At 71.3% G+C, this 20267-nt stretch carries 16 protein-coding genes; 14 read left to right on the forward strand and 2 right to left on the reverse strand.

Annotated elements, in window-relative coordinates; all coding sequences use genetic code 11:
* Nucleotides 1-173 precede the first annotated feature (173 nt).
* The 13 genes from AB0B90_RS10910 to AB0B90_RS10970 all read left to right on the forward strand — a co-directional run bounded on the left by AB0B90_RS10910 (nucleotide 174) and on the right by AB0B90_RS10970 (nucleotide 17674).
* Nucleotides 174-2060, forward strand: coding sequence for a methylmalonyl-CoA mutase family protein (locus tag AB0B90_RS10910; RefSeq protein ID WP_362922157.1), 1887 nt, complete (start codon nucleotides 174-176; stop codon nucleotides 2058-2060).
* On the forward strand, nucleotides 2057-4270 hold the full coding sequence (gene scpA, locus AB0B90_RS10915; protein WP_362922159.1) for a methylmalonyl-CoA mutase: 2214 nt from the start codon (nucleotides 2057-2059) through the stop codon (nucleotides 4268-4270). The genes AB0B90_RS10910 and scpA overlap by 4 nt, the downstream gene beginning before the upstream one ends.
* On the forward strand, nucleotides 4254-5240 hold the full coding sequence (meaB, locus tag AB0B90_RS10920; protein WP_350943737.1) for a methylmalonyl Co-A mutase-associated GTPase MeaB: 987 nt from the start codon (nucleotides 4254-4256) through the stop codon (nucleotides 5238-5240). The genes scpA and meaB overlap by 17 nt, the downstream gene beginning before the upstream one ends.
* Before the next feature lie 479 nt (nucleotides 5241-5719).
* A complete protein-coding gene (locus AB0B90_RS10925; RefSeq protein WP_350943736.1) occupies nucleotides 5720-7108 on the forward strand; it encodes a cytochrome P450 in 1389 nt (462 codons plus the stop codon).
* Nucleotides 7105-8061 (forward strand): terpene synthase family protein, encoded by a 957-nt coding sequence (locus tag AB0B90_RS10930; protein WP_350943735.1) that lies wholly within the window; start codon nucleotides 7105-7107, stop codon nucleotides 8059-8061. Before AB0B90_RS10925 ends, AB0B90_RS10930 begins: the two co-directional genes overlap by 4 nt.
* A 2-nt stretch (nucleotides 8062-8063) precedes the next feature.
* Nucleotides 8064-9713 (forward strand): prenyltransferase/squalene oxidase repeat-containing protein, encoded by a 1650-nt coding sequence (locus AB0B90_RS10935; RefSeq protein WP_350943734.1) that lies wholly within the window; start codon nucleotides 8064-8066, stop codon nucleotides 9711-9713.
* Nucleotides 9714-9923: 210 nt separating this feature from the next.
* Complete coding sequence (locus AB0B90_RS10940) at nucleotides 9924-12464, forward strand: nitrate- and nitrite sensing domain-containing protein (protein WP_350943733.1); 2541 nt, start codon at nucleotides 9924-9926, stop codon at nucleotides 12462-12464.
* Nucleotides 12465-12565: 101 nt separating this feature from the next.
* Entirely contained in the window at nucleotides 12566-13009 is a 444-nt protein-coding gene (locus AB0B90_RS10945; RefSeq protein ID WP_350943732.1) for a roadblock/LC7 domain-containing protein, read from the forward strand.
* Entirely contained in the window at nucleotides 13006-13392 is a 387-nt protein-coding gene (locus AB0B90_RS10950; protein ID WP_350943730.1) for a DUF742 domain-containing protein, read from the forward strand. Before AB0B90_RS10945 ends, AB0B90_RS10950 begins: the two co-directional genes overlap by 4 nt.
* A complete protein-coding gene (locus AB0B90_RS10955) occupies nucleotides 13373-14014 on the forward strand; it encodes an ATP/GTP-binding protein (protein ID WP_350943728.1) in 642 nt (213 codons plus the stop codon). Before AB0B90_RS10950 ends, AB0B90_RS10955 begins: the two co-directional genes overlap by 20 nt.
* A gap of 104 nt (nucleotides 14015-14118) precedes the next feature.
* A complete protein-coding gene (locus AB0B90_RS10960) occupies nucleotides 14119-14904 on the forward strand; it encodes a UDP-galactose-lipid carrier transferase (RefSeq protein WP_350943726.1) in 786 nt (261 codons plus the stop codon).
* A gap of 167 nt (nucleotides 14905-15071) precedes the next feature.
* Nucleotides 15072-16523 carry a phosphatase PAP2 family protein gene (locus tag AB0B90_RS10965; protein WP_362922163.1) on the forward strand — a complete coding sequence of 484 codons (1452 nt, stop codon included), beginning with the start codon at nucleotides 15072-15074 and terminating at the stop codon, nucleotides 16521-16523.
* A 173-nt stretch (nucleotides 16524-16696) separates the two neighbouring features.
* Entirely contained in the window at nucleotides 16697-17674 is a 978-nt protein-coding gene (locus AB0B90_RS10970) for a hypothetical protein (protein WP_350943723.1), read from the forward strand.
* 145 nt (nucleotides 17675-17819) lie between these two features.
* Here the strand turns inward: AB0B90_RS10970 and AB0B90_RS10975 are convergent, their stop codons facing one another.
* Complete coding sequence (locus AB0B90_RS10975; protein ID WP_350943721.1) at nucleotides 17820-18110, reverse strand: zf-TFIIB domain-containing protein; 291 nt, start codon at nucleotides 18108-18110, stop codon at nucleotides 17820-17822.
* Between the two features lie 44 nt (nucleotides 18111-18154).
* Nucleotides 18155-19069 carry an aminoglycoside phosphotransferase family protein gene (locus tag AB0B90_RS10980; protein ID WP_362922165.1) on the reverse strand — a complete coding sequence of 305 codons (915 nt, stop codon included), beginning with the start codon at nucleotides 19067-19069 and terminating at the stop codon, nucleotides 18155-18157.
* Nucleotides 19070-19126: 57 nt separating this feature from the next.
* On the opposite strand from AB0B90_RS10980, the gene AB0B90_RS10985 reads away from it, so the two are divergent.
* Complete coding sequence (locus AB0B90_RS10985; RefSeq protein WP_350943717.1) at nucleotides 19127-20026, forward strand: TIGR03619 family F420-dependent LLM class oxidoreductase; 900 nt, start codon at nucleotides 19127-19129, stop codon at nucleotides 20024-20026.
* The last annotated feature ends 241 nt before the right edge of the window (nucleotides 20027-20267 follow it).

Here is a 20267-nt window from a genome sequence, read left to right on the forward strand (position 1 = left end):
GATCCCGAGATCGGCCTCCTTGCCCGCGCCCCCTGTCGACGCCACACCGGCGCGGATCACGCCGGTCACGAGTCACGCCGAACCCCTGCCCGCACCCCCTGTTGACCCCAGTGTTGGTATTCGTCCGGGGGGCGGGGGAAGTTCCCGGTGGCGCGACGCTTAGGATCCGGTGCATGACCGTGCCGCCTGAGGAGTCTCGATCGGCCGCCGAGTTCCCACCGGTCACCCGTGACCGGTGGCGGGAGCTCGCGCTCGGGGTGCTGCGCAAGTCCGGGGTCGAGACCGACTCCCCGGAGGAGGCGCTGGCCTTCACCACCTACGACGGCGTGACGATCGCGCCGATCTACGACGCGTCCGACCTGCCAGGTGATCCCGGCCTTCCCGGAGCCGCGCCCTACGTCCGCGGCTCCCGTCCCGAGGGCGGCTGGGAGGTACGGCAACGCCACGAGGTGCCCGATCCCGAGGCGATCCTCGCGGACCTGGAGAACGGCGTCGACTCGCTGTGGCTCGCCCTCGACCCGGAGGATCTGCCACGCGCGCTGGAGCGGGTCCACCTGAACCTGATCTCGGTCACGCTCGACGCGGGCAAGCGGACCCGCGAGGCGGCAGCGGCGCTTTTCGCGCTGGCCGGGGAGCGGGAGGCCTCGGCACCGCGCGGCGACGCGGCCGCGTCGCCCGGCGGCGGGCCGGGAACGCCGGTGTCCGGCGACGGACCGGGTGTTGCCTCCGGTGCCACCGGCCGCGCGGCCGATGACGGACCGGGGAGGCTCACCGGGAACCTGGGCGCCGACGTCCTCACCGACGCGGACACGGCGATCGAGCTGGCCCGCCGCTGCGTCGCGGACCATCCGGGCCTTCGGGCGGTGGTCGTGGACGCCACGCCGTACCACGACGCGGGGGGCGGTGACGCGGAGGAGCTCGGCTGCTCCGTCGCGGCGGGGGTCGCCGCGCTGCGTGCCCTGACCGGCGCGGGTCTGACGATGGAGCAGGCGTTCGGGCAACTGGAGTTCCGCTACGCCGCCACCGCCGACCAGTTCCTCACCATCGCCAAGCTCAGGGCCGCCCGCAGGCTCTGGGCGCGCGTCGCCGAGGTGTGCGGCGTCTCCGGTGTCTCCGGCGTCTCCGGTGTCTCCGGCGCGGCGCAGCGGCAGCACGCGGTGACCGGTTCGGCGATGATGACCGCCCGCGACCCGTGGGTGAACATGCTCCGCACCACGCTCGCCTGCTTCGCGGCCGGTACCGGCGGGGCCGACGCGGTGACGGTGCAGCCCTTCGACGCCCGCCTCGGCCTGCCGGACGCCTTCGCCCGCCGCATCGCGCGCAACACCCAGTCGCTGCTCGTGGAGGAGGCCGGGGTGGCCCGGGTGATCGACCCGGCCGGGGGCTCCTGGTACGTCGAGCGGCTCACCGAGGACCTCGCGGTCAGGGCCTGGGAGTGGTTCCAGGAGATCGAGCGCGCCGGGGGGATGGCCGACGCGCTCGCCTCCGGGTTCGTCGCGGGACGGCTCGCGGCCACCTGGGAGCGGCGCGCGGCCGGAATCGCGAGGCGCCGCGACCCGATCACCGGCGTCAGCGAGTTCCCCGACCTGGCCGAGCGGCCTCTCAGCAGGCAGGCCAGGCCCGGCGGAAGCACCGGGGTGCACTACGCGCAGGAGTTCGAGGCGCTGCGCGACCTGGCGGACGCCCAGGAGACCCGGCCCAAGGTCTTCCTGGCGACCATCGGTCCGGTGGCCTCGCACACCGCGAGGGCGTCGTTCGCGGCCAACCTCTTCCAGGCGGGCGGCATCGCCACCGTGACCGGCGGCGCCGTCACGGATCCCGGCGAGATCGCCGCCGCGTTCGCCGCCTCCGGGGCGAGGATCGCCTGCCTGTGCTCCAGTGACCGGCTGTACGCCGGGCACGCCGAGGCGGTGGCCGCCGCGCTGAGGGGCGCGGGGGCGGTAAAGGTGTGGCTGGCGGGGAAGGGAGATTACGAGGGTGTGGACGGCTGTCTCTACGCGGGATGTGACGCGCTCGGCGTGCTCCGGACGACCTTCGACGATCTGGGGGTGGCTCGATGATTCCCGACTTCTCCGGCATTGAGCTCGGTGCGCGACCGGCGGCCCCCGGCGAGCACCCGGCGGACCCCGCGGCTCCTGATCCCGGCCTGGAGGACTGGGCGCGATCCGTTCGGGAGGCCACCGGGAGCGATCCGGGGGACCTGCTGTGGGAGACGCCGGAGGGCATCGGCGTCAAGCCCCTCTACACCGCCGCCGACCTGGCCGGGCTCGACTTCCTGGAGACCTACCCCGGCGCGGTCCCCTACCTGCGCGGCCCGTACCCGACCATGTACGTCAACCAGCCGTGGACCATCCGCCAGTACGCCGGATTCTCCACCGCGGCCGAGTCCAACGCCTTCTACCGGCGCAACCTGGCCGCCGGGCAGAAGGGCCTGTCGGTCGCCTTCGACCTGGCCACCCACCGGGGCTACGACTCCGACCACCCCCGGGTGGCGGGGGACGTCGGCATGGCGGGCGTGGCCATCGACTCCATCTACGACATGCGGCAGCTGTTCGACGGGATCCCCCTCGACAGGATGAGCGTGTCGATGACCATGAACGGCGCGGTGCTCCCCGTGCTCGCGCTCTACGTCGTGGCCGCCGAGGAGCAGGGGGTGGCCCCCGAGCAGCTCGCGGGGACCATCCAGAACGACATCCTCAAGGAGTTCATGGTCCGCAACACCTACATCTACCCGCCGGGCCCCTCGATGCGGATCATCTCCGACATCTTCGCGTACACCAGCGAGAAGATGCCGAAGTTCAACTCGATCTCGATCTCCGGATACCACATCCAGGAGGCCGGGGCCACGTGTGACCTGGAGCTCGCCTACACCCTCGCCGACGGGGTGGAGTATCTCCGGGCCGGCGTCGAGGCGGGCCTGGACATCGACAGGTTCGCGCCGCGCCTCTCGTTCTTCTGGTGCATCGGCATGAACTTCTTCATGGAGGTCGCCAAGCTGCGGGCGGCGCGGCTGCTCTGGGCGCGGCTGGTGTCCGGGTTCGGGGCGAAGAATCCCAGGTCGCTCTCGCTGCGGACCCACTCGCAGACCTCCGGCTGGTCGCTCACCGCCCAGGACGTCTACAACAACGTCGTCCGCACCTGCGTGGAGGCGATGGCCGCCACCCAGGGGCACACCCAGTCGCTGCACACCAACGCCCTCGACGAGGCGCTCGCCCTGCCCACCGACTTCTCCGCCAGGATCGCCCGCAACACCCAGCTGCTGCTCCAGCAGGAGTCGGGCACCTGCCGGGTGATCGACCCCTGGGGCGGCTCCTACTACGTCGAGCGGCTCACCCACGAGCTGGCCGCCAGGGCGTGGGGCCACATCGAGGAGGTCGAGGCCGCCGGGGGCATGGCGAGGGCGATCGACCAGGGTCTGCCGAAGCTGCGCATCGAGGAGGCCGCCGCCCGCACCCAGGCGCGCATCGACTCCGGGCGCCAGCCGGTCATCGGCGTGAACAAGTACCGGCCGGACGCCGACGAGCCCATCGAGGTGCTCAAGGTCGACAACACCTCGGTACGCGCCCAGCAGCTGGAGAAGCTGCGCCGCCTGCGCGAGGAGCGCGATCCCATCCGGGTGGAGGAGGCTCTCACCGCGCTGACCAAGGGCGCGGCGAGCGACGGGAACCTCCTCGCGCTGTCGATCGAGGCGGCCCGCGCCATGGCCACGGTCGGGGAGATCTCCGACGCGCTGGAGCGGGTCTTCGGGCGGCACGCGGCGCAGATCCGTACGATCACCGGGGTCTATCGCGAGGAGGTGGGATCCGGCGTGGACGGAGTTCGCGCGGCCTGCGCCGAGTTCGAGCGGCTGGAGGGCCGCCGCCCCCGCATCCTGGTGGCGAAGATGGGCCAGGACGGTCACGACCGGGGCCAGAAGGTGATCGCGACGGCCTTCGCCGACCTCGGCTTCGACGTGGACGTCGGCCCGCTGTTCCAGACGCCCGACGAGGTCGCCCGTCAGGCGGTCGAGGCCGACGTGCACGTGGTCGGCGTGAACTCGCTCGCCGCCGGGCACCTCACGCTCGTGCCCGCACTCCGCGAGGCGCTGGCCGCGCTGGGCGCGGAGGACGTCATGATCGTGGTCGGCGGGGTCATCCCGCCCGGTGACTTCGACGCGCTGCGCGCGGCGGGGGCGAGCGCGATCTTCCCGCCCGGCACCGTGATCGCCGACGCCGCCCGGGGACTGCTGGCGGACCTGCTCACCCGGCTGGGCCATGACGCGGACGCTTGACGACTACGTTCAGGGAGTGAAGGAGGGGTCCAGGGCCTGGATCGCGCGGGCGATCACGCTGGTGGAGTCCTCCAGGGCCGATCACAGGGACCTGGCCCAGCGGCTGCTCGCCGAGCTGACGCCGCTCTCCGGCGCCGCGCGCAGGGTCGGCATCACCGGCGTGCCCGGTGTCGGCAAGTCCACGTTCATCGACGCACTCGGCACCCGGCTGACCGGGGAGGGGCATCGGGTGGCGGTGCTCGCCGTCGACCCGTCCTCGACGCGTACGGGCGGGAGCATCCTGGGCGACAAGACAAGGATGTCCCGCCTGGCGGTCGACCCGGCCGCCTTCATCCGCCCCTCGCCCACCTCGGGCACCCTGGGCGGGGTCACCAGGGCGACCCGCGAGGCGATGGTCGTGGTCGAGGCCGCCGGATACGACATCGTTCTCGTGGAGACCGTCGGCGTCGGCCAGTCGGAGACCGCCGTGGCCGACATGGTCGACACCTTCCTGCTGCTCACCCTGGCCAGGACGGGCGACCAGCTCCAGGGCATCAAGAAGGGGGTGCTGGAGCTGGCCGACGTGATCGCGATCAACAAGGCCGACGGCACCGAGGGCAGCTCCCACGAGCTGGACGCGCGCAAGGCCGCCAGAGAGCTCGCGGGAGCGCTCCGCCTGCTGGGCGCCGGGCGGACGCCCCCGGTGCTCACCTGCAGCGGGCTGACCGGCAAGGGGCTGGACGAGCTGTGGCGGCAGGTCGTCCACCATCGCGACGCCCTGGAGGCCTCTGGGGAGCTCGCCGAGCGCCGTCGCCGCCAGCAGGTCCGCTGGACCTGGGCACTGATCACCGACAGGTTGCTCACCCGGCTCCGCGAGCACCCCGAGGTCGCGGCGATCGTCGGCCAGGTGGAGCGCGACGTCCAGGAGGGTGCCCTCACCCCGTCGCTGGCCGCCGACCGCATCCTCGCGGCCTTCGCCAAGGGCGCCTGAGCGCTCGGGAAGCCTGACAGCTCGGGGTTGAGGACCCGCGGTCACACTGGGTAATGCCAGGTCATCGCATGATTGGCGGCTGATCCACTAATTAAGGCGCTCATGTTAAGCGCGCGTTAACGGCGCATGTTAACGAGGATCATGCCGGAAAGTGGTGGGCTTTATATGCTATACACCCTTGATCACTTCTGGTGAGTCATGTGATACTTTGTGCGAAGATTAACTAATGTTGTGATGTGATGCGCTTTAGCGTGTAAAACACAGAATGAGACAGGCGAGGAGGCTCGGAGCGTCCCAGGTGGATTGTCGGCCGAGCGGTCCTGTTCCGTTGGCTGACCAGTCCTGATTCGCGCCCCGGGTGGGAACGGGACACGTGGGGTGTCCCCGTTTTCGAACACCGCCGCGCTCACCCGCGCGGGCGGTTGTCTCGTGCTGCGCGAATTCACGTCACGCGAGGTGGGAGATGTTTGCCTATGTCCATGGACGTGCACGTCCGTGCCGGTCGCCGGGCGAGATCCGTTCCGATGCGCCGAGCCCTGCCCAAGCTTCTCCGCGAACCGGCGGGGGCGCTCGCCGGGTTCGCACGGGAGGCGCGAGGTGAGATCGTCCGGCTGGAGCTGGGGCCCTTTCGCCCCTATCTGATCACGCACCCCGACCACGTCCAGCAGGTGATGCGCGTCGAATGGACGAAGCACCAGCGCCTGGGAATGTTCTGGCGCCCTCTGGAGCGGCTTTTCGGGCACAGCATCATGAGCGACGGCGAACACTGGCAGAACAGCAGGAAGGTCCTGCAACCCCTGTTCACCACGCGGTACATCGCCACGATCGCCGATGAGGTGTCCAGGCGCGTCGCGGGGCGCGTCGAGGAATGGGACGAGTACGTGCGGTCGGGGCAGGACTTCGACGCGGCCACGGAGATGTCCAGCATCCTCAGCTACATCGTCAACCGGGTGCTGTTCGGGGACAAGCTGAACCGGGAGGACGGGGAACGCATCATCCCCGCTTTCGAACAGGCGTCCTATTCGCTCGTCTACCGGATTCTCATGCCTTTCATGCCGTATTTCATGCGGATCCCCGGCGACAGGACCTTTCTGCGGGCCGTCCAGTCGATCGACGACGTGGTGTTTCCCGTGGTGAGAAAGGCGATGGCCCGACCCGACGACAGCGTCGACGTCATCTCCGTGCTCTGCCGGTCCGTCGACGAGAACGGTGACAGACTCACCGAGAAGCAGATCCGCGACGCGCTGGTCAGCGTGTACGCCGCCTCGTCGGAGACCACCGCGATGGTCCTCACCTGGCTGTGGCTCCTCCTCGAGGAGCACCCGGACGTGGAGGCCAGGCTCCGGGCGGAGATCGACGAGGTGGTGGGCGAGGGACCGGCCGTTCCCGAGGACATCCCCCGTCTCGTCTACACGCGCATGGTCCTGCAGGAGACACTCCGCCTGTACCCGGCGGGCTGGTTTCTCCCCCGCAGGGTCATGGAGGACACGGAGATCGGCGGCATCCGGATCAAGGCCGGATCGTCGGTGCTGGTCACCCCGTACGCCACGCAGCGACTGGAGGAGTTCTGGGAGCGCCCGGACGAGTTCGACCCCGAGCGGTTCGCGCCCAGCAGGTCCGGGGGCGAGGAGCGCAGGCACAGATACTCCTACTTCCCCTTCGGTGGCGGACCGCACAGGTGCCTGGGCGAGCCCCTGTTCTACGTCGAGGCACCGCTCCTCGTCGCGAGCATCCTCAGCCGGTTCCGCATGTCGGTGCGCACCCCGGGCCCGTTCGACACCGGCTGGGCCGCCTCGCTGCGTCCCCGGCAGAAGGTCTCGCTGGGCGTGTCCTTCAACGGACGTGACCGGAGCGGGGCCCTGCGATGACGCTCCCGCCCGATCCGGCTGTCCGGCCCGATTCCGGGCTCCGCTCCGATCCGGACGTCCGGCCCGCCCCCGATGCACGGCCCGATTCCGGTGTCCTGGGGGACGCCAGGGAGGCGGGGGCGATCTGCGCCCGCGCCGGGCGGTCGCAGCGGGACATGCGCGAGTGGGCGGAGACCTATCCCGGCCTGTTCTCCGCCAAGCCGTTCGACGCGGCCCTGTACAGCACGCTCTCACTGGCCATGGCGTTCGGCGGCCCCTGGTTCGGCGCCGAGCAGTTGCGGATGGCGAACAAGGTCTCCCTCTGGGCGTTCGGCCTGGACTGGCTCGTCGACTACGTCGCCACCTCGCTGCCCGAGGTGCGGGCCATCGCCAGGAGGTGCCTGGACGTGGCGGACGGGGCCTCGCCGGTCCCCGACGACGACCTGACCCGCATGCTCGGCGACATCCGCGACGAGCTCGCGGCCTCGCCCGCGTTCCCCGAACTCGGGCCGGTCTGGCGCGACGAGCTGGAGCGCATGCTGGGCGGGATGCTCACGGAGTGGCGCTGGAAGACCGACAAGGTCACGCCGACCTACGAGGAGTACCTCGGCAACGCCGACAACCTCGGCTTCTCCTACGCGTTCGCGGCCCACTGGATCCACGTCACGGGCCCCGGAGCGGTCGCGGACGTCGACGCGCTGCGCGAGGCGGGCTGGGCGGTGCAACGGGTCATCCGCCTTCTCAACGACCTGGGCACCTACGAGCGGGACGTCGCCTGGGGAGATCTCAACGTCCTGCTGCTCGGTGTCGGCCGCGCCGAGGTGGAACAGCGGATCGCCGGGCTCGCCGCCCGGAGCCGGGAGCTCATCGCCCCGCTACGGACCGCCCATCCGGAGCTGGCGGGCTACATGGAACGCCAGATGGACTTCTGCGCGGGTTTCTACCAGGTCGGCGACTACTGGGGGACGTTGTGAGCGTGGACGGCCTGCTGACCATCACGGAATCGGGCACGGAACCAGGCACGGAGGCGGGCGCCGGGATCCGTACGGAGGATCACGCCGGGATCGACGTGGTCGCCGAGGCACGCGAGCTGGTCGCCGGACTGTCGGCCGAGCCCTGGGGGCAGGTGTCCGCCTCCCCGTACGAGACCGGCCGGGTGGTGAGCCTGGCGCCGTGGCTGGCAGGGCACACCGCACGGGTCGAGTTCCTGCTCGACACCCAGCGGCCGGACGGTGGCTGGGGGTGTTCCGGCGACCACGCCCTCGTCCCCACGCTGAGCGCGGTCGAGGCGCTCCTGGTCGAACTCGGGCGCGAAGGCCCCTCCGACCGCGCCCTCCTCGCCAAGGCCGTGGAACGCGGGCTGGAGGCCATCGGGAACCGGTCCTTCCAGGCCGGCTGGCCACCGGACACGCCCGCGGTCGAACTCATCGTCGCCGCCCTGTTCGCCCTGATCGACGGTCACCTCGACGGGGAGGGGCCGCAACCGCCCCTGGGCACGGGCGGCGCCAAACTGACGGCCGTCAGGGCGTGGCTGATGTCGGGCGCGCCGATCCCGCAGAAACTGGTCCATGCCCTCGAGGTCGCGGGCCCGGAGGCGATAGCCGCCTCGGGAATCCTCCCCACGCCGATGCCCGGCGGGATGGCGGCCGTGGGAGCCTCGCCCGGGGCGAGCGCGGCCTGGCTGGCCTCGCCGCCCGAGGCCGGACCCGGAGCCGAGGATCGCGCCGCACGCAGGACGCGTGACGAGACGGCCGTCCGGCGGTATCTGGAGGCCGTCGTGGCCTCCTCCGGCGGTCCCATGCCGTGCACCCTCCCCATCGCCGTGTTCGAGCGTGGCTGGACGCTGAGCTGGCTGCGGCGTGCGGGGATCCCGCTGGACGTGCCGCCGCGACTGGTCGCGAGCCTGCGGGACGGCCTCGGCCCCGAAGGGATCGCCACGGGGCCCGGTCTGCCCGCGGACGCCGACACCACCTCCGTCGCCCTGTACGCGCTCGCGCTGCTCGACGAGCCGCGCGAGCCGGAGGGGCTGTGGCCGTTCGAGCTGGAGACCCACTTCTGCACCTGGCGGGGGGAGGAGGGGATGTCCCCGACGACCAACGCGCATGTGCTCGACGCCTTCGGTGAATACCTGCGCCGCCGTGGGGGAGAGCCCCGCCACGCGGCCGTCGTCGCGAAGCTGTCGGCATGGCTGCGTGACCGCCAGGAGGCGGACGGCAGCTGGACGGACCGCTGGCACGTCTCTCCGTACTACGCCACGGCCTGCTGCGCGATCGCGCTGCGCGAGTTCGGCGGCGGGGAGTCGGCGGGCGCGGTGGGCGGTGCCGTGGACTGGGTGCTCGCCACCCAGCGCGGGGACGGGTCGTGGGGCCGATGGGAGGGCACCGCGGAGGAGACCGCCTACGCGCTGCAGATCCTGCTGCTGACCGACGCCGCGCGGGACGGGCGGTGGAGACAGGCCGTGGAACGTGGATACCGGCACCTGCTGGCCGCCCGTGGCGGCGAGGCGCCGTCGCTCTGGGTCGACAAGGACCTGTATCTGCCGGTGGCGATCGTCAGGGCGGCAGTTCTGGGCGCGCTTCACCTGGCGCGACGTGCGCTCGCCATTCCCGAGGACGACTCGTATTGAGAATTGACCGTGAATTCAAAACAGGACACGAGGGCGCATCCACTCTGTCCGTCTTGAGGGTTTTTAGGGACATTGCTAAGGTTCGGCGGGTGTGATGCGGGATGCCCCGCTGATCCCAGCGATGTGGCGACCGTTTGACCTGTTTGACCAGGATGTGTCAACTGCCACGAAAAATGCCGTCTATTTTTTCTGTTTCCCGGGGTGGATACCATGCGCTTGCGTAACGCGAGCTTGCGGACCAAGGTCACGGCACTTCTGGTGTCGCTCACCGCGCTCTGGGCGTTCACGGCATGGGTGACGGTCCGTGACGGTTTGAACATGCTGGGCGTGGCGACCCTCAACACCGAGGTGGCCGACCCGAGTGAGCGGCTCATCGTCGAACTGCAGGCCGAGCGGCGGCTGATCGCGATCACCCTGGGCTCGGTCAGCGCGGAACGCCAACGGCGCGAGGCGATGGCCGCCCAGCGAAAGCGCACCGACGCCGCCGACGCGAACTTCCGGCAACTCACCGGCGGCAGCGGAGTGGAACTGCTGGGAAGTCCCGCCCTGCACCGACGCATCGGCGAGACCCAGCGGTTGCTGGACGGGTTGCCCGCCGCGCGCAAGGCGATCGACGCCGGCCGGGTCAACCGGACCTGGGCGGCCGCGGAGATCACCGGCATCATCGACTCGATCTTCCGTGTCTACGACTCGCTGGCCACGCTGGACGACGAGGAACTCGCCAACGACACCCGCACGCTCATCGCGATGAACCGGGCCAGGGACCTGCTCTCCCAGGAGGACGCCCTGGTGATGGGCGCCCTGACCGGGGGCAGGTTCTCCGAAGGGGAGCAGGTCAGGTTCACGCAGCTGGTCGGCACGCGGCGCTTCCTCACCGACCAGGCGGTGGCCGAGCTGCCCCCGGCCGACCAGGAGGCCCACAAGCGGATGGTCTCCGGCGAGCAGTTCGTCCGGCTGCGCGCCATGGAGAACCAGCTGATCGAGGACCCGAACGTGGTGGCGGCCGGAGTGATCGACGTCACGCGGTGGAGCTCCGACGCCCAGCCCGCACAGGTCAAGTTCACGCAGGCCGTGCTCACGGCCGGCAGCGGAGTGGTCGAGCGGTCGGGGCCGGTCGCCGTCGGCGTCATCGTGCGGCTCGCGCTCGCCGGCGGCCTGGGCCTGGTGGCGGTCATCGCCTCGGTCGTCCTGGCGATCACCACGGCCCGCGCCCTGGTACAGCAGCTGGAGAAGCTGCGGGCCGCCGCCTGGGAACTCGCCAACGAGCGGCTGCCCGCCGTGGTCGAGCGGATCGGCCACGGCCAGATGGTGGACGTCGCGGCGGAGGCGCCCCCCCTCAAGTTCGGAGACGACCAGATCGGGCAGGTCGGCCAGGCGTTCAACGCCGTGCAGCGGACCGCCATCAAGGTCGCCGCGGAGCAGGCCCAGCTGCGCCGCGACATCGCCGACATCCTGCGCAACCTCGCCCGCCGCACCCAGTCGCTGGTGCACCGTCAGCTGAGCGTGCTCGACGTGATGGAACGGCGCGAGAACGATCCTCAGGAACTGCGCGACCTGTTCAGGCTCGACCACCTGGCGACCCGGATGCGGCGCTACGCGGAGAACCTCCTCGTGCTCTCCGGCGCGGCTCCGGGCCGTGCCTGGCGCGACGCGGTCCCGATGATCGACGTGGTCCGCGGCTCCCTCGCCGAGATCGAGGACTACACCCGGGTCGACGTGATGCCCCTGGGCGAGGTCTCGCTGGACGGCAGGGCCGTGAGCGACGTCATCCACCTGATCGCCGAGCTCGTCGAGAACGCCGCCTCCTTCTCCCCGCCCTACACGACGGTGCAGGTCGGCGGATACCTCGTCGCCCACGGCTACGCGCTGGAGATCGAGGACCGGGGCCTGGGCATGAGCGCCGCGGACATCGCGGAGGCGAACGAGCGGATCGCGAACCCGCCGGAGCTCAAGCTCTCCGGCAACGCCCGCCTGGGCCTGTACGTCGTCAGCCGCCTGGCCGAACGGCACGACATCCGGGTGACCTTCAAGTCCTCCCCGTACGGCGGCACCACCGTCGTCGTCCTCATCCCGCAGGACCTGATCAACGAGGAGGACCAGGGGACCTCCGTCGGCGTCGGCGTGCCGCAGGCGCGCCCGGCGAGCAGCGCCGAGATGAACGGCACCACCTCCGCGGTCGCCGCGGTCCGCGGCCGGGTGGGCGACCCCCTGGGCATCGCCGGAGTCCCCGCGCAGGCCGACCAGGCGCCTTCCGGACGGCATTCCGCGGGGCCCACGCCCGGGGAGGACCTCGCCGACCCGACGTTTCCCGGTCGCTTCGCCGATCCCTCGGCACTGAGGCGGGCGCCGGAGACCGGAACGCCCGGGCGTCTGCCCGACTTCGCCGACCCCGGAACTCCGGTCTCGCAGGGCGCCTCCACGGGCGAAGGCCCCGACGACTCCGGCGCCCACGCGCGTCCCGGCGGCTCCGGGACTCCGCTGCCCCCCGTGCTGCCCCCGCCCGACAGCAGCCACACGCCGGGCGGTCTCCCGAGGCGCGTTCCCCAGACCCACCTCGCCGCACCCCTGCAGGAGGACGAGCCCGTGGTCCCGCCGTCTCCGGCCGACGAGGCCGACGACGAGCGCTCGCCGGAGATGATCCGCGCGGCCATGTCGTCCTTCCAGGCGGGTACGCGACGAGGCCGCGACGACGCCGCCCATCTGCTCGATCGCGAAGGCGATCCCGTGGGCGAAGGCGGGTCCGCCGTGTGACCCCAGTGAACGATCATCAGGTCGCGGGTGCCGGGCAGGCGCCGATGAGCTGCCCCGAACCGGCGAGGGAACGCCGGCGGGCGGAAGGAGAGGACAACGAAGTGGTGCAGGGAACAGGGTCTTTCACGGACCTGGCCTGGTTGCTGGACGACCTGGTCTCGCGGGTGGAGGAAGCTCAGCACGGCATCGTGTTCTCCACCGACGGCCTGCTGCTGGCCGCCTCGGCGGGCTTCTCCCCGGCCGACGCCGAGCATCTGGCCGCCGTCGGATCGGCGATCCAGAGCCTGGGCAGGGGAGTCAGCGACCGGGTCGGTGGCGGGCCGATGCGCCAGACCATCATCGAGATGCGGACGGCGTACCTGATCGTCACCGCCGCGGGGCAGGGAGCCTGCCTCGCGGTGTTCTGCAGCGCCGAGGCCGACGTCGGCCTGGTGGCCTACGAGATGGCCATGCTCGTCACCCGCGTCGGCCAGTACCTCACCTCGCCGACCAGAACGGCCGACTCCTCCAGGGCCGACTCCTTCAGAGGCGACGGCCTACGATGAGCATCTTCGACGAGCAGCCAGAGTCCCAGTGGGTCGGCGACGAGGCGGGGCCGATCGTCAGGCCGTACGTCCTGACGCGCGGCAGGACCGAACCGAGTCGCGGCAGGTTCGACCTCATCACCCTGGTGGTGACCATTCGGCAGGTCTCGTCGAGGGAGCCGGGCCTGGAACCGGAAAGTCAGGCCATCGTCCGGCTCTGCCTGCAGGCCCAGTCGGTCGCGGAGATCGCGGCCCATATGAACCTTCCGGCAGGCACGGTCCGTGTCCTGCTCAGCGACCTGCTCGATCAGGGATTCATCGCCATGCAAGAACCGCATTCGGAGACGGACATGCACGACGAGAGGCTGTACAGGGCGGTGCTCGATGGACTCCGTGCGCTCTAGCCGTGACGCCGGGCGCGTGAAGCTGCCCAAGGCGATCAAGATCCTGGTCGCCGGTGGATTCGGCGCCGGCAAGACGACGCTGGTCGGCGCGGTCTCCGAGATAGAGCCGCTGCGCACCGAGGAGACCCTGAGCAACCGGGGTATCGGCGTCGACGACCTGCTGGGAGTGGAGGCCAAGCAGACCACCACGGTCGCGATGGACTTCGGCCGCATCACCATCGGTGACGACTACCGCCTCTACCTGTTCGGCACGCCCGGCCAGGAGCGTTTCTGGTTCCTCTGGGACGAGCTCGCGCTGGGCGCGCTGGGCGCGGTGGTGCTCGCCGACACCCGCAGGCTCGCCGACTGCTTTCCCTCGCTCGACTACTTCGAGCGGCGCGAGACGCCCTTCATCGTCGCGGTCAACTGCTTCGACGGGGCCCGCAAGTACGAGCTCGACGAGGTCAGGCTCGGGCTCACCCTCCACCAGGACATCCCGATCGTGCTGTGCGACGCCAGGCAGCGCGAGTCGGGCAAGAAAGTGCTCATCACCCTTGTCGAGCACGCGATGCGGATGCGGCTGGGCGCGGTCTCCTCACCGGCGGACGCCGAACCCGCCACGGGTCAGGCAGCGGCCCGCTGACAGCGGCGGATCCTTCCGGGGACCGCCTGGCCTGACGACAGGCGGCGGGACCCGGGAGGACTCCCGGGATCGTGGGCCGGCGGGAACATGCGAGGCTTGTCGGCATGAACCGCCTCTCCCAGGTCGACCTGTCCCAGAAGCTCTCCAAGAAGGACGCCTCCGAGCGCCTCGACGCCGCTCTGGACCACCTGCTCCGTCTGCGCCTCATACTCGGCGGCCAGGTCGGCGAACAGCGCATCGGCCCGCCGCTGTGCGTGGTCTTCGAGGGGTGGGACGCCTCGGGCAAGGGAGGGGCGATCAAACGGCTGGTGCGCCCGCTCGACCCGCGCCACGTCCGCGTCGCCCAGTTCGCCGCGCCGACGTACGACGAGAAGCGCCACCACTTCTTGTGGCGGTTCTGGCCGGTCCTGCCCGGCTGGGGCGGGATGGCGGTGCTCGACCGCTCCTGGTACGGCCGGGTGCTGGTGGAACGCGTCGAGGGTTTCGCGACCGAGGAGCAGTGGTCCCGCGCGTACGGGGAGATCGTGGAGTTCGAGCGGACCCTCGCCGCCGAAGGCATGATCATGGTCAAGTTCTGGATGCACGTCTCCGAGGAGGAGCAGCTCAGGCGTTTCCAGGACCGGGCCGGCGACCCGTTGCGGGCGTGGAAACTCACCGACGAGGACTGGCGCAACCGCGAGAAGCGCCCGCAGTACGAGGCCGCGGTGGAGGAGATGCTCGCCCGCACCGACCACCCCAAGGCGCCGTGGCACGTGGTCCCCGGCGACGACAAGCGCCTGGCCCGCGTCACGGTCGTGGAGACCGTCTGCGCCGCGATCGAGGCCGAACTCGCCGCCAGAGGCCACGAGCCGGTGATCTCCTCCGAGGTGGGGGCCGCCGCGGACGAATGACGGGTGAGAAGTACGGGAGCGGCGAAGACGCCCCGGACCCCGGACACCGGGCAGAATCGAATGGCCGTCCGCTCGTTCGTCATCGCCGCTCGTCGTGAGCGGTTCGTCGTGACGGGTGGGTCGTGGCGGTTCGTCATGGTTTTCGTCATCGCAGGAGGGGGCGGCGCATGCGGTTGGGGTCGCGGCTGAGCAGGCTGGACCGGCGGGTGTTCGCCATGGTGGCGGGCGCGAGGTTGCCCGGTCTCGAACGCGTCGTCCCCGCGTTGTCGCGCGCGGCCGACAACTCGCTCCTGTGGGCCGGCGTGGCAGGTGCGCTGGCGGTCAGCGGGCGACGGCCACTGCGCCGGGCCGCGACCAGGGGACTGCTCGCGGTCAGCCTCGCCAGTCCGTTGGTCAACCTGGTCGGCAAGCAGGCCTTCGGCAGGAACCGGCCGTCGGCGGAAGGGCTCCCGCTCGCCCGGCTGATCAAGATGCCCGCGTCGGCGTCGTTCCCCTCGGGTCACTCCGCCACGGCCGGCGCCTTCGCCGCGGCCGTGGCGCTGGAGGCACCCCGCGTGGTCGCGGTCCCCGTCGCGCTCCTCGCGGCGGCCGTCTGCTTCTCCCGCGTCTACACCGGAGTGCACTACCCCGGCGACGTGCTCGCCGGAGCCGGGATCGGCGTGGCGGCGGGGCTGCTCACCCGCCGCATCTGGCCCGACGCCGGTGAGGCGGGGCAGGCGCGCGCCGCCCTCACGGCGCCGTCCGCGCGACTCGACCCCGACGGTGAGGGGGCGATCGCCGTGGTCGACGGCTCCGCCGACGCCGTCGCGGGAACGGCCGAGGCGTTGCGCGTGGCCTTCCCCCGGGCCGAGGTCGTCGAGGTGGCGCCGGGTGACGACCTCGGGGCCGCCGTGCGGGACGCCGCCTCGCGGGCCAAGGTGCTCGCGGTGGCCGGGGGAGACAGCGTGGTCAACCTGGCGGCCCAGGAGGCGGTGGGCGGGGCGACCCCGCTGCTGGTCGTCCCCGCGAGCGCGCACGGTCACTTCGCCCGCGCGCTCGGGGTGGAGAGTTCACAGGAGGCCGTGACGGCCTACCACAGCGGCGACCTCGTCGCCGTCGACGTCGGCGAGGTCGCGGGCCGGACGTTCGTCAACACCGCGAGCGTGGGCGTCTACCCGGCGCTGGTGGAGCGCGGGGAGCGAAGGCAGAGCCGGATCGGTAAGTGGCCCGCGCTGTTCTGGGCGATGGCCGAGGCACTCGGGCCGGGCGGCGCGCGCCCCGTCGAACTCGTCGTGGACGGGGTGCCCCGGCGCGTCTGGATGGTGTTCGTGGGCAACTGCCGCTACGAGGAGCGCGGCGGAGCCCCCTCCAGACGGCAGCGTCTGGAGGACGGCCTGCTGGACATCCGCGTGCTCGCCGCCGCCGACCGGCTGCCCAGGCTGCGGGTGTTCCTCAGCCTGCTGGCGGGACGGGTGAAGCTGTCACGCCACTACCAGCAGTGGCAGGCCGACACGCTGCGCGTCTCCGCGCCCTCCGGACGGCTGCCGCTGGCGTGCGACGGCGAGACGTTCACGGTCACGGGCGAGGTGGAGTTCACCAAGCGCCCGCGGTCGCTGCTCGTGATCCGGCCGTCCGGCTGATCTCCGTGACGTACCGGCTCGGGGCGGGACGGGCTCGGCCGTGATCCGTCGTCGCCGGGATCGACCCTCGTCAGCCGATGGCCGATGGCGAACCGGGAGGTGACCCCGTCGGGGATCGCCGATTCCCGGACACCGTTTGACGCACAGTGATCGATCCGGCAATAGTTGTGCGGGTGACTTCCCCCCGTTTGCTCGCCTGTGCCGTGGTCACCGTGCTGACCCTCACCGCCTGCACCTCGCCCTCGGACGATCCCGTGGTCGGCCCGGCCACCGCGGGTGGCACCGTGGGAGCGGGAACGGCGGAAACGGGACAGGGAGCCGGCGGCCAGATCTCCCCGCCCGCCGCCGTGACGCTCACGCCCGACGAATACCGGGCCGAGCTGGAGCTGGCGCGCGGCCCGGTGCGTGACGCGGTGAAGAAGCTCGCCGCGACCGGCGGGCTGAAGACCCTCGGCAAGCAGTTGCAGAAGACCTCCGGAGCGGTGGAGGCCGCGGTGACCCGGCTCTCCACCCTCGCCCCTCCCGTCGAGGTGAAGGCCCAGCACGACAGCTATGTCGAAGCCCTGGGCCGGCTGCGCGCCTCCTTCGACACCGCCCGCCAGGACGCGGAGGACCAGCGGGTGTGCACAGGCCCTGCCGTGCTGACCGGCATGGCCCAGGCGAACCAGCTGTCCGACGTGGAAGACGTCGCCAAGGAGCTGAGCGGGTATCCGGCGAGCGTCATCCCGGTCAAGGCGGCCAAGAAGCGTAACCGCCGGCTGTCCAACGGCAGGTTCATCGCCTCAGAGGGACGTCCCGGCCGCGCCTACCTCGAACTGCGCAACGGCACCAGGCAGGACGCCGTCGTCGTCCTGGTACGCGGGAAGAAGAAGGCCGTCACCGTGTACGTCCGCAGGAAGTCCAACTTCAAGATCCAGGGTGTGCGGGACGGCAGCTACAAGATCTACTACACCCTTGGTGAGGACTGGGACGCGAAGGCCAAGACCTTCACCCGGTCGTGCGACTTCGAGCAGTTCGGCAAGTCCGTGCGGTTCAGGACCGTCAACACCGGGACCCAGATCCGCTGGACCAACTGGACGATCACCCTGCACGCCGTGACCGGGGGCACCGTGAAGCCCAAGAAGGTCAAGCCGGGCGACTTCCCCTCCTGACGCGCTTCCCCTCACCGCCCTGACACGTCTTGCCTCGGCGGCCGGCGGCGTCCTTCTCCACGGGACGCGAGGGTGCGGGGAACCGAGAGCCCGGAGTCGTGAAGACCGCGACCTCGTGACGAGGTCGCGGTGTCGCCTCGGCGGATCAGGTCGAGAAGAGCATCCCGACCCAGCTGCGCTGGCGGTGGTGGCCGTAGTGGCCGTGACGCTGTGCGCCCCAGGCGGGAGCGCCGTAGCCGGGGGGAGCACCGTGCATGGGAGGCGGCGGGGGCGGCGGCGGAGCCGCGTGGGACTGCGACCACTGGCTTTCCATCCGGGTCAGCGTCTCGAGCTCGCCGTAGTCCAGGAAGATTCCGCGACAGCTCTCACACTGGTCGATGTGGACGCCGTTGCGCTCATAGGTGCGCATGGCGCCCCGACACTTGGGGCACTGCATCTGGCTGGTCTCCTTGTTCTGGCGTGGTAACGAGTAACCACAACCTACTGCGGCACACTATTGCAGGCGCTCCGATGCCGGACAATCCTCAGGCAGGACTCGACGAGCACCTCCTCCACCTCGTCCAGCGGACGCCCCGCCCGCGCCGCGGCGGCCACCGCGGTGGCCGCGAGTTGCACGGTCATCGCCTGCGCCGGTGTCTCCAGCCGTTCCCACGGGTCGCCGTCCGGTCCGGCGGCGACCCCGCCCGCGGCGCGGTAGGCCCAGAGGAAGCGATGCCACACGTCGGGCTCCAGCAGTCCGGCCGCGAACCAGGCGGCGGGCCTGGACAGATCCCAGGCCTGGTCACCGAGGCCGAGGTCGTCGATGTCGATGAGGATCCACTCGTCCGGCGCGCGGACCATCTGGCCCATGTGCCAGTCGCCGTGGGTCAGACCGGGAGCCGTCGTATCGGGGAGGTACGCGCCGGGTGAGGGGAGAGAGGGCAGGCAGGTGAAGGCGCGGCGCACCGCCAGCTCGGCGGCCGAGCGATCGCCCAGTCGGGCGACGGTCGAGGCCACCCGCGCCGGTCCGCCCGCGGCCCGCAGCGGGGGCAGCGCCCGCGCCGGTACGGCGTGCAGCCGCGCCAGCAGCCGGGCGGCGGCCTCCCAGGGGGCCGCGTCCGGATCCGCGTGGTCCACCGGCGTACCGGCCGGCCAGACGGTGACCAGCCGGTCCCCGGCGGTCATGACCTCCTCGGTCACCGGTTGGAGGACGATCCCGCGCAGTGCCGGGTGCGCGGTGGCCCGCATCCGTTCCACCAGCGGTTCCCGCTCCGCGCCCGGCGCGTGCGCCTTGACCACGACGGAACCGGCCCGCACGATGACCACGTCCGGTCTGGTCGGCAGGACCGTGCCGGGCACACCGCCGTATCCGGCGGCGATCCCGAGTAGTTCGTCGATCGGATCCTCGCTGTCCACCCGGCAAGTGAACCACCGGTCAACGGCCCCGCGCACCGGCGGAATAAAGTGCGAGGCATGAGGATTGGTTTCGCGGTGCCGGTCTCGGGATCCTGGGCGACGCCGGACAACATGGCGCGGGTCGCCGGGGAGGCCGAGAGGCTCGGCTATCACGAGCTGTGGACCTTCCAGCGCCTGCTCTACCCGCGGGGTCACACCATGGGCCCGACCTATCGCAGCGTGCACGACCCGGTGGTCACACTCGCCTACCTGGCGGGCCTGACGAGCCGCGTCCGGCTGGGGGTGGCGGTGCTCAACCTGCCGTTCGCCTCGCCCGCGCTGATGGCGAAGCAGCTGGCGAGCCTGCAGGCGGTCTCCGGCGGGCGGCTGGACGCGGGGTTCGGCCTGGGGTGGCTGCCCGAGGAGTTCGCCGCCTCGGGGGTGTCGATGGAGCGGCGCGGCCGGCGCGCGGAGGAGTACGTCCCGCTGCTGCGGCGCCTGTGGACGGAGGAGACCGTGGCGCACAGGGGCGAGTTCTACGAGGTGCCCCCGGCGCACCAGGATCCGAAACCGCCCGTGGTGCCGCCGATCCTGCTGGGCGGTTCCGCGGAGGTGGCGCTGAGGCGCGCGGGGCGGCTGGCGGACGGCTGGATCAGTTCGAGCCGCGAGGACCTCGGCGGCATCGGGGAGAGGATCGCCGTCGTCAAGGAGGCGGCGCGTGCCGCCGGGCGCGATCCCGAGGCGCTGCGCTTCGTCACCCGGGGCGTCACCCGGGTCCGTCCCGCGGGAGCGTCCGGCCGTGAGGCGCTGACCGGCTCGTTCGAGGAGATCAGGCGGGACGTCGAGGAACTCGAGGCCAAGGGGGTCACCGAGGTCTTCCACGATCTCAACTTCGATCCGGAGATCGGATCGCCCGACGCCGACCCCGAGGAGTCGATGCGCAGGGCGCTGGAGGCACTGGAGGCACTCGCGCCCTGAGCGGGAGTCCGGTCCCGCGTATGGGAGTCCGGTCTCGTGTACGGGGAGCCGGGTGGCGACGGCCGCGGTGGGCCGCGTGGCGGCCGGAGGTCTCGCGTGGCCGGTCTTTTCACCTCCGAGATGCCCGGATGTACGGGTCTGGTGACGCGGGATCGGCCCGGTCCTGTCATCCTTGGTTCCGATACGTACCCGGCGGGAACACGGGAACAGAGGAGAACGGTGGACGAGCGCAAGCAGATCG

The sequence above is a fragment of the Streptosporangium sp. NPDC049078 genome, from assembly GCF_040648855.1.
In the GTDB taxonomy this organism is placed as follows: domain Bacteria; phylum Actinomycetota; class Actinomycetes; order Streptosporangiales; family Streptosporangiaceae; genus Streptosporangium.

Bases quoted from the DNA above. Each gene is read 5' to 3' on its own strand.
- AB0B90_RS10975 (WP_350943721.1), bottom strand. From the start codon at position 18,110: ATGCAGTGCCCCAAGTGTCGGGGCGCCATGCGCACCTATGAGCGCAAC.
- AB0B90_RS10930 (WP_350943735.1), top strand. From the start codon at position 7,105: ATGACGCTCCCGCCCGATCCGGCTGTCCGGCCCGATTCCGGGCTCCGC.
- meaB (WP_350943737.1), top strand. From the start codon at position 4,254: ATGACGCGGACGCTTGACGACTACGTTCAGGGAGTGAAGGAGGGGTCC.
- AB0B90_RS10985 (WP_350943717.1), top strand. From the start codon at position 19,127: ATGAGGATTGGTTTCGCGGTGCCGGTCTCGGGATCCTGGGCGACGCCG.
- AB0B90_RS10910 (WP_362922157.1), top strand. From the start codon at position 174: ATGACCGTGCCGCCTGAGGAGTCTCGATCGGCCGCCGAGTTCCCACCG.
- AB0B90_RS10960 (WP_350943726.1), top strand. From the start codon at position 14,119: ATGAACCGCCTCTCCCAGGTCGACCTGTCCCAGAAGCTCTCCAAGAAG.
- AB0B90_RS10965 (WP_362922163.1), top strand. From the start codon at position 15,072: ATGCGGTTGGGGTCGCGGCTGAGCAGGCTGGACCGGCGGGTGTTCGCC.
- AB0B90_RS10940 (WP_350943733.1), top strand. From the start codon at position 9,924: ATGCGCTTGCGTAACGCGAGCTTGCGGACCAAGGTCACGGCACTTCTG.
- AB0B90_RS10955 (WP_350943728.1), top strand. From the start codon at position 13,373: ATGGACTCCGTGCGCTCTAGCCGTGACGCCGGGCGCGTGAAGCTGCCC.
- AB0B90_RS10950 (WP_350943730.1), top strand. From the start codon at position 13,006: ATGAGCATCTTCGACGAGCAGCCAGAGTCCCAGTGGGTCGGCGACGAG.
- AB0B90_RS10925 (WP_350943736.1), top strand. From the start codon at position 5,720: ATGGACGTGCACGTCCGTGCCGGTCGCCGGGCGAGATCCGTTCCGATG.
- scpA (WP_362922159.1), top strand. From the start codon at position 2,057: ATGATTCCCGACTTCTCCGGCATTGAGCTCGGTGCGCGACCGGCGGCC.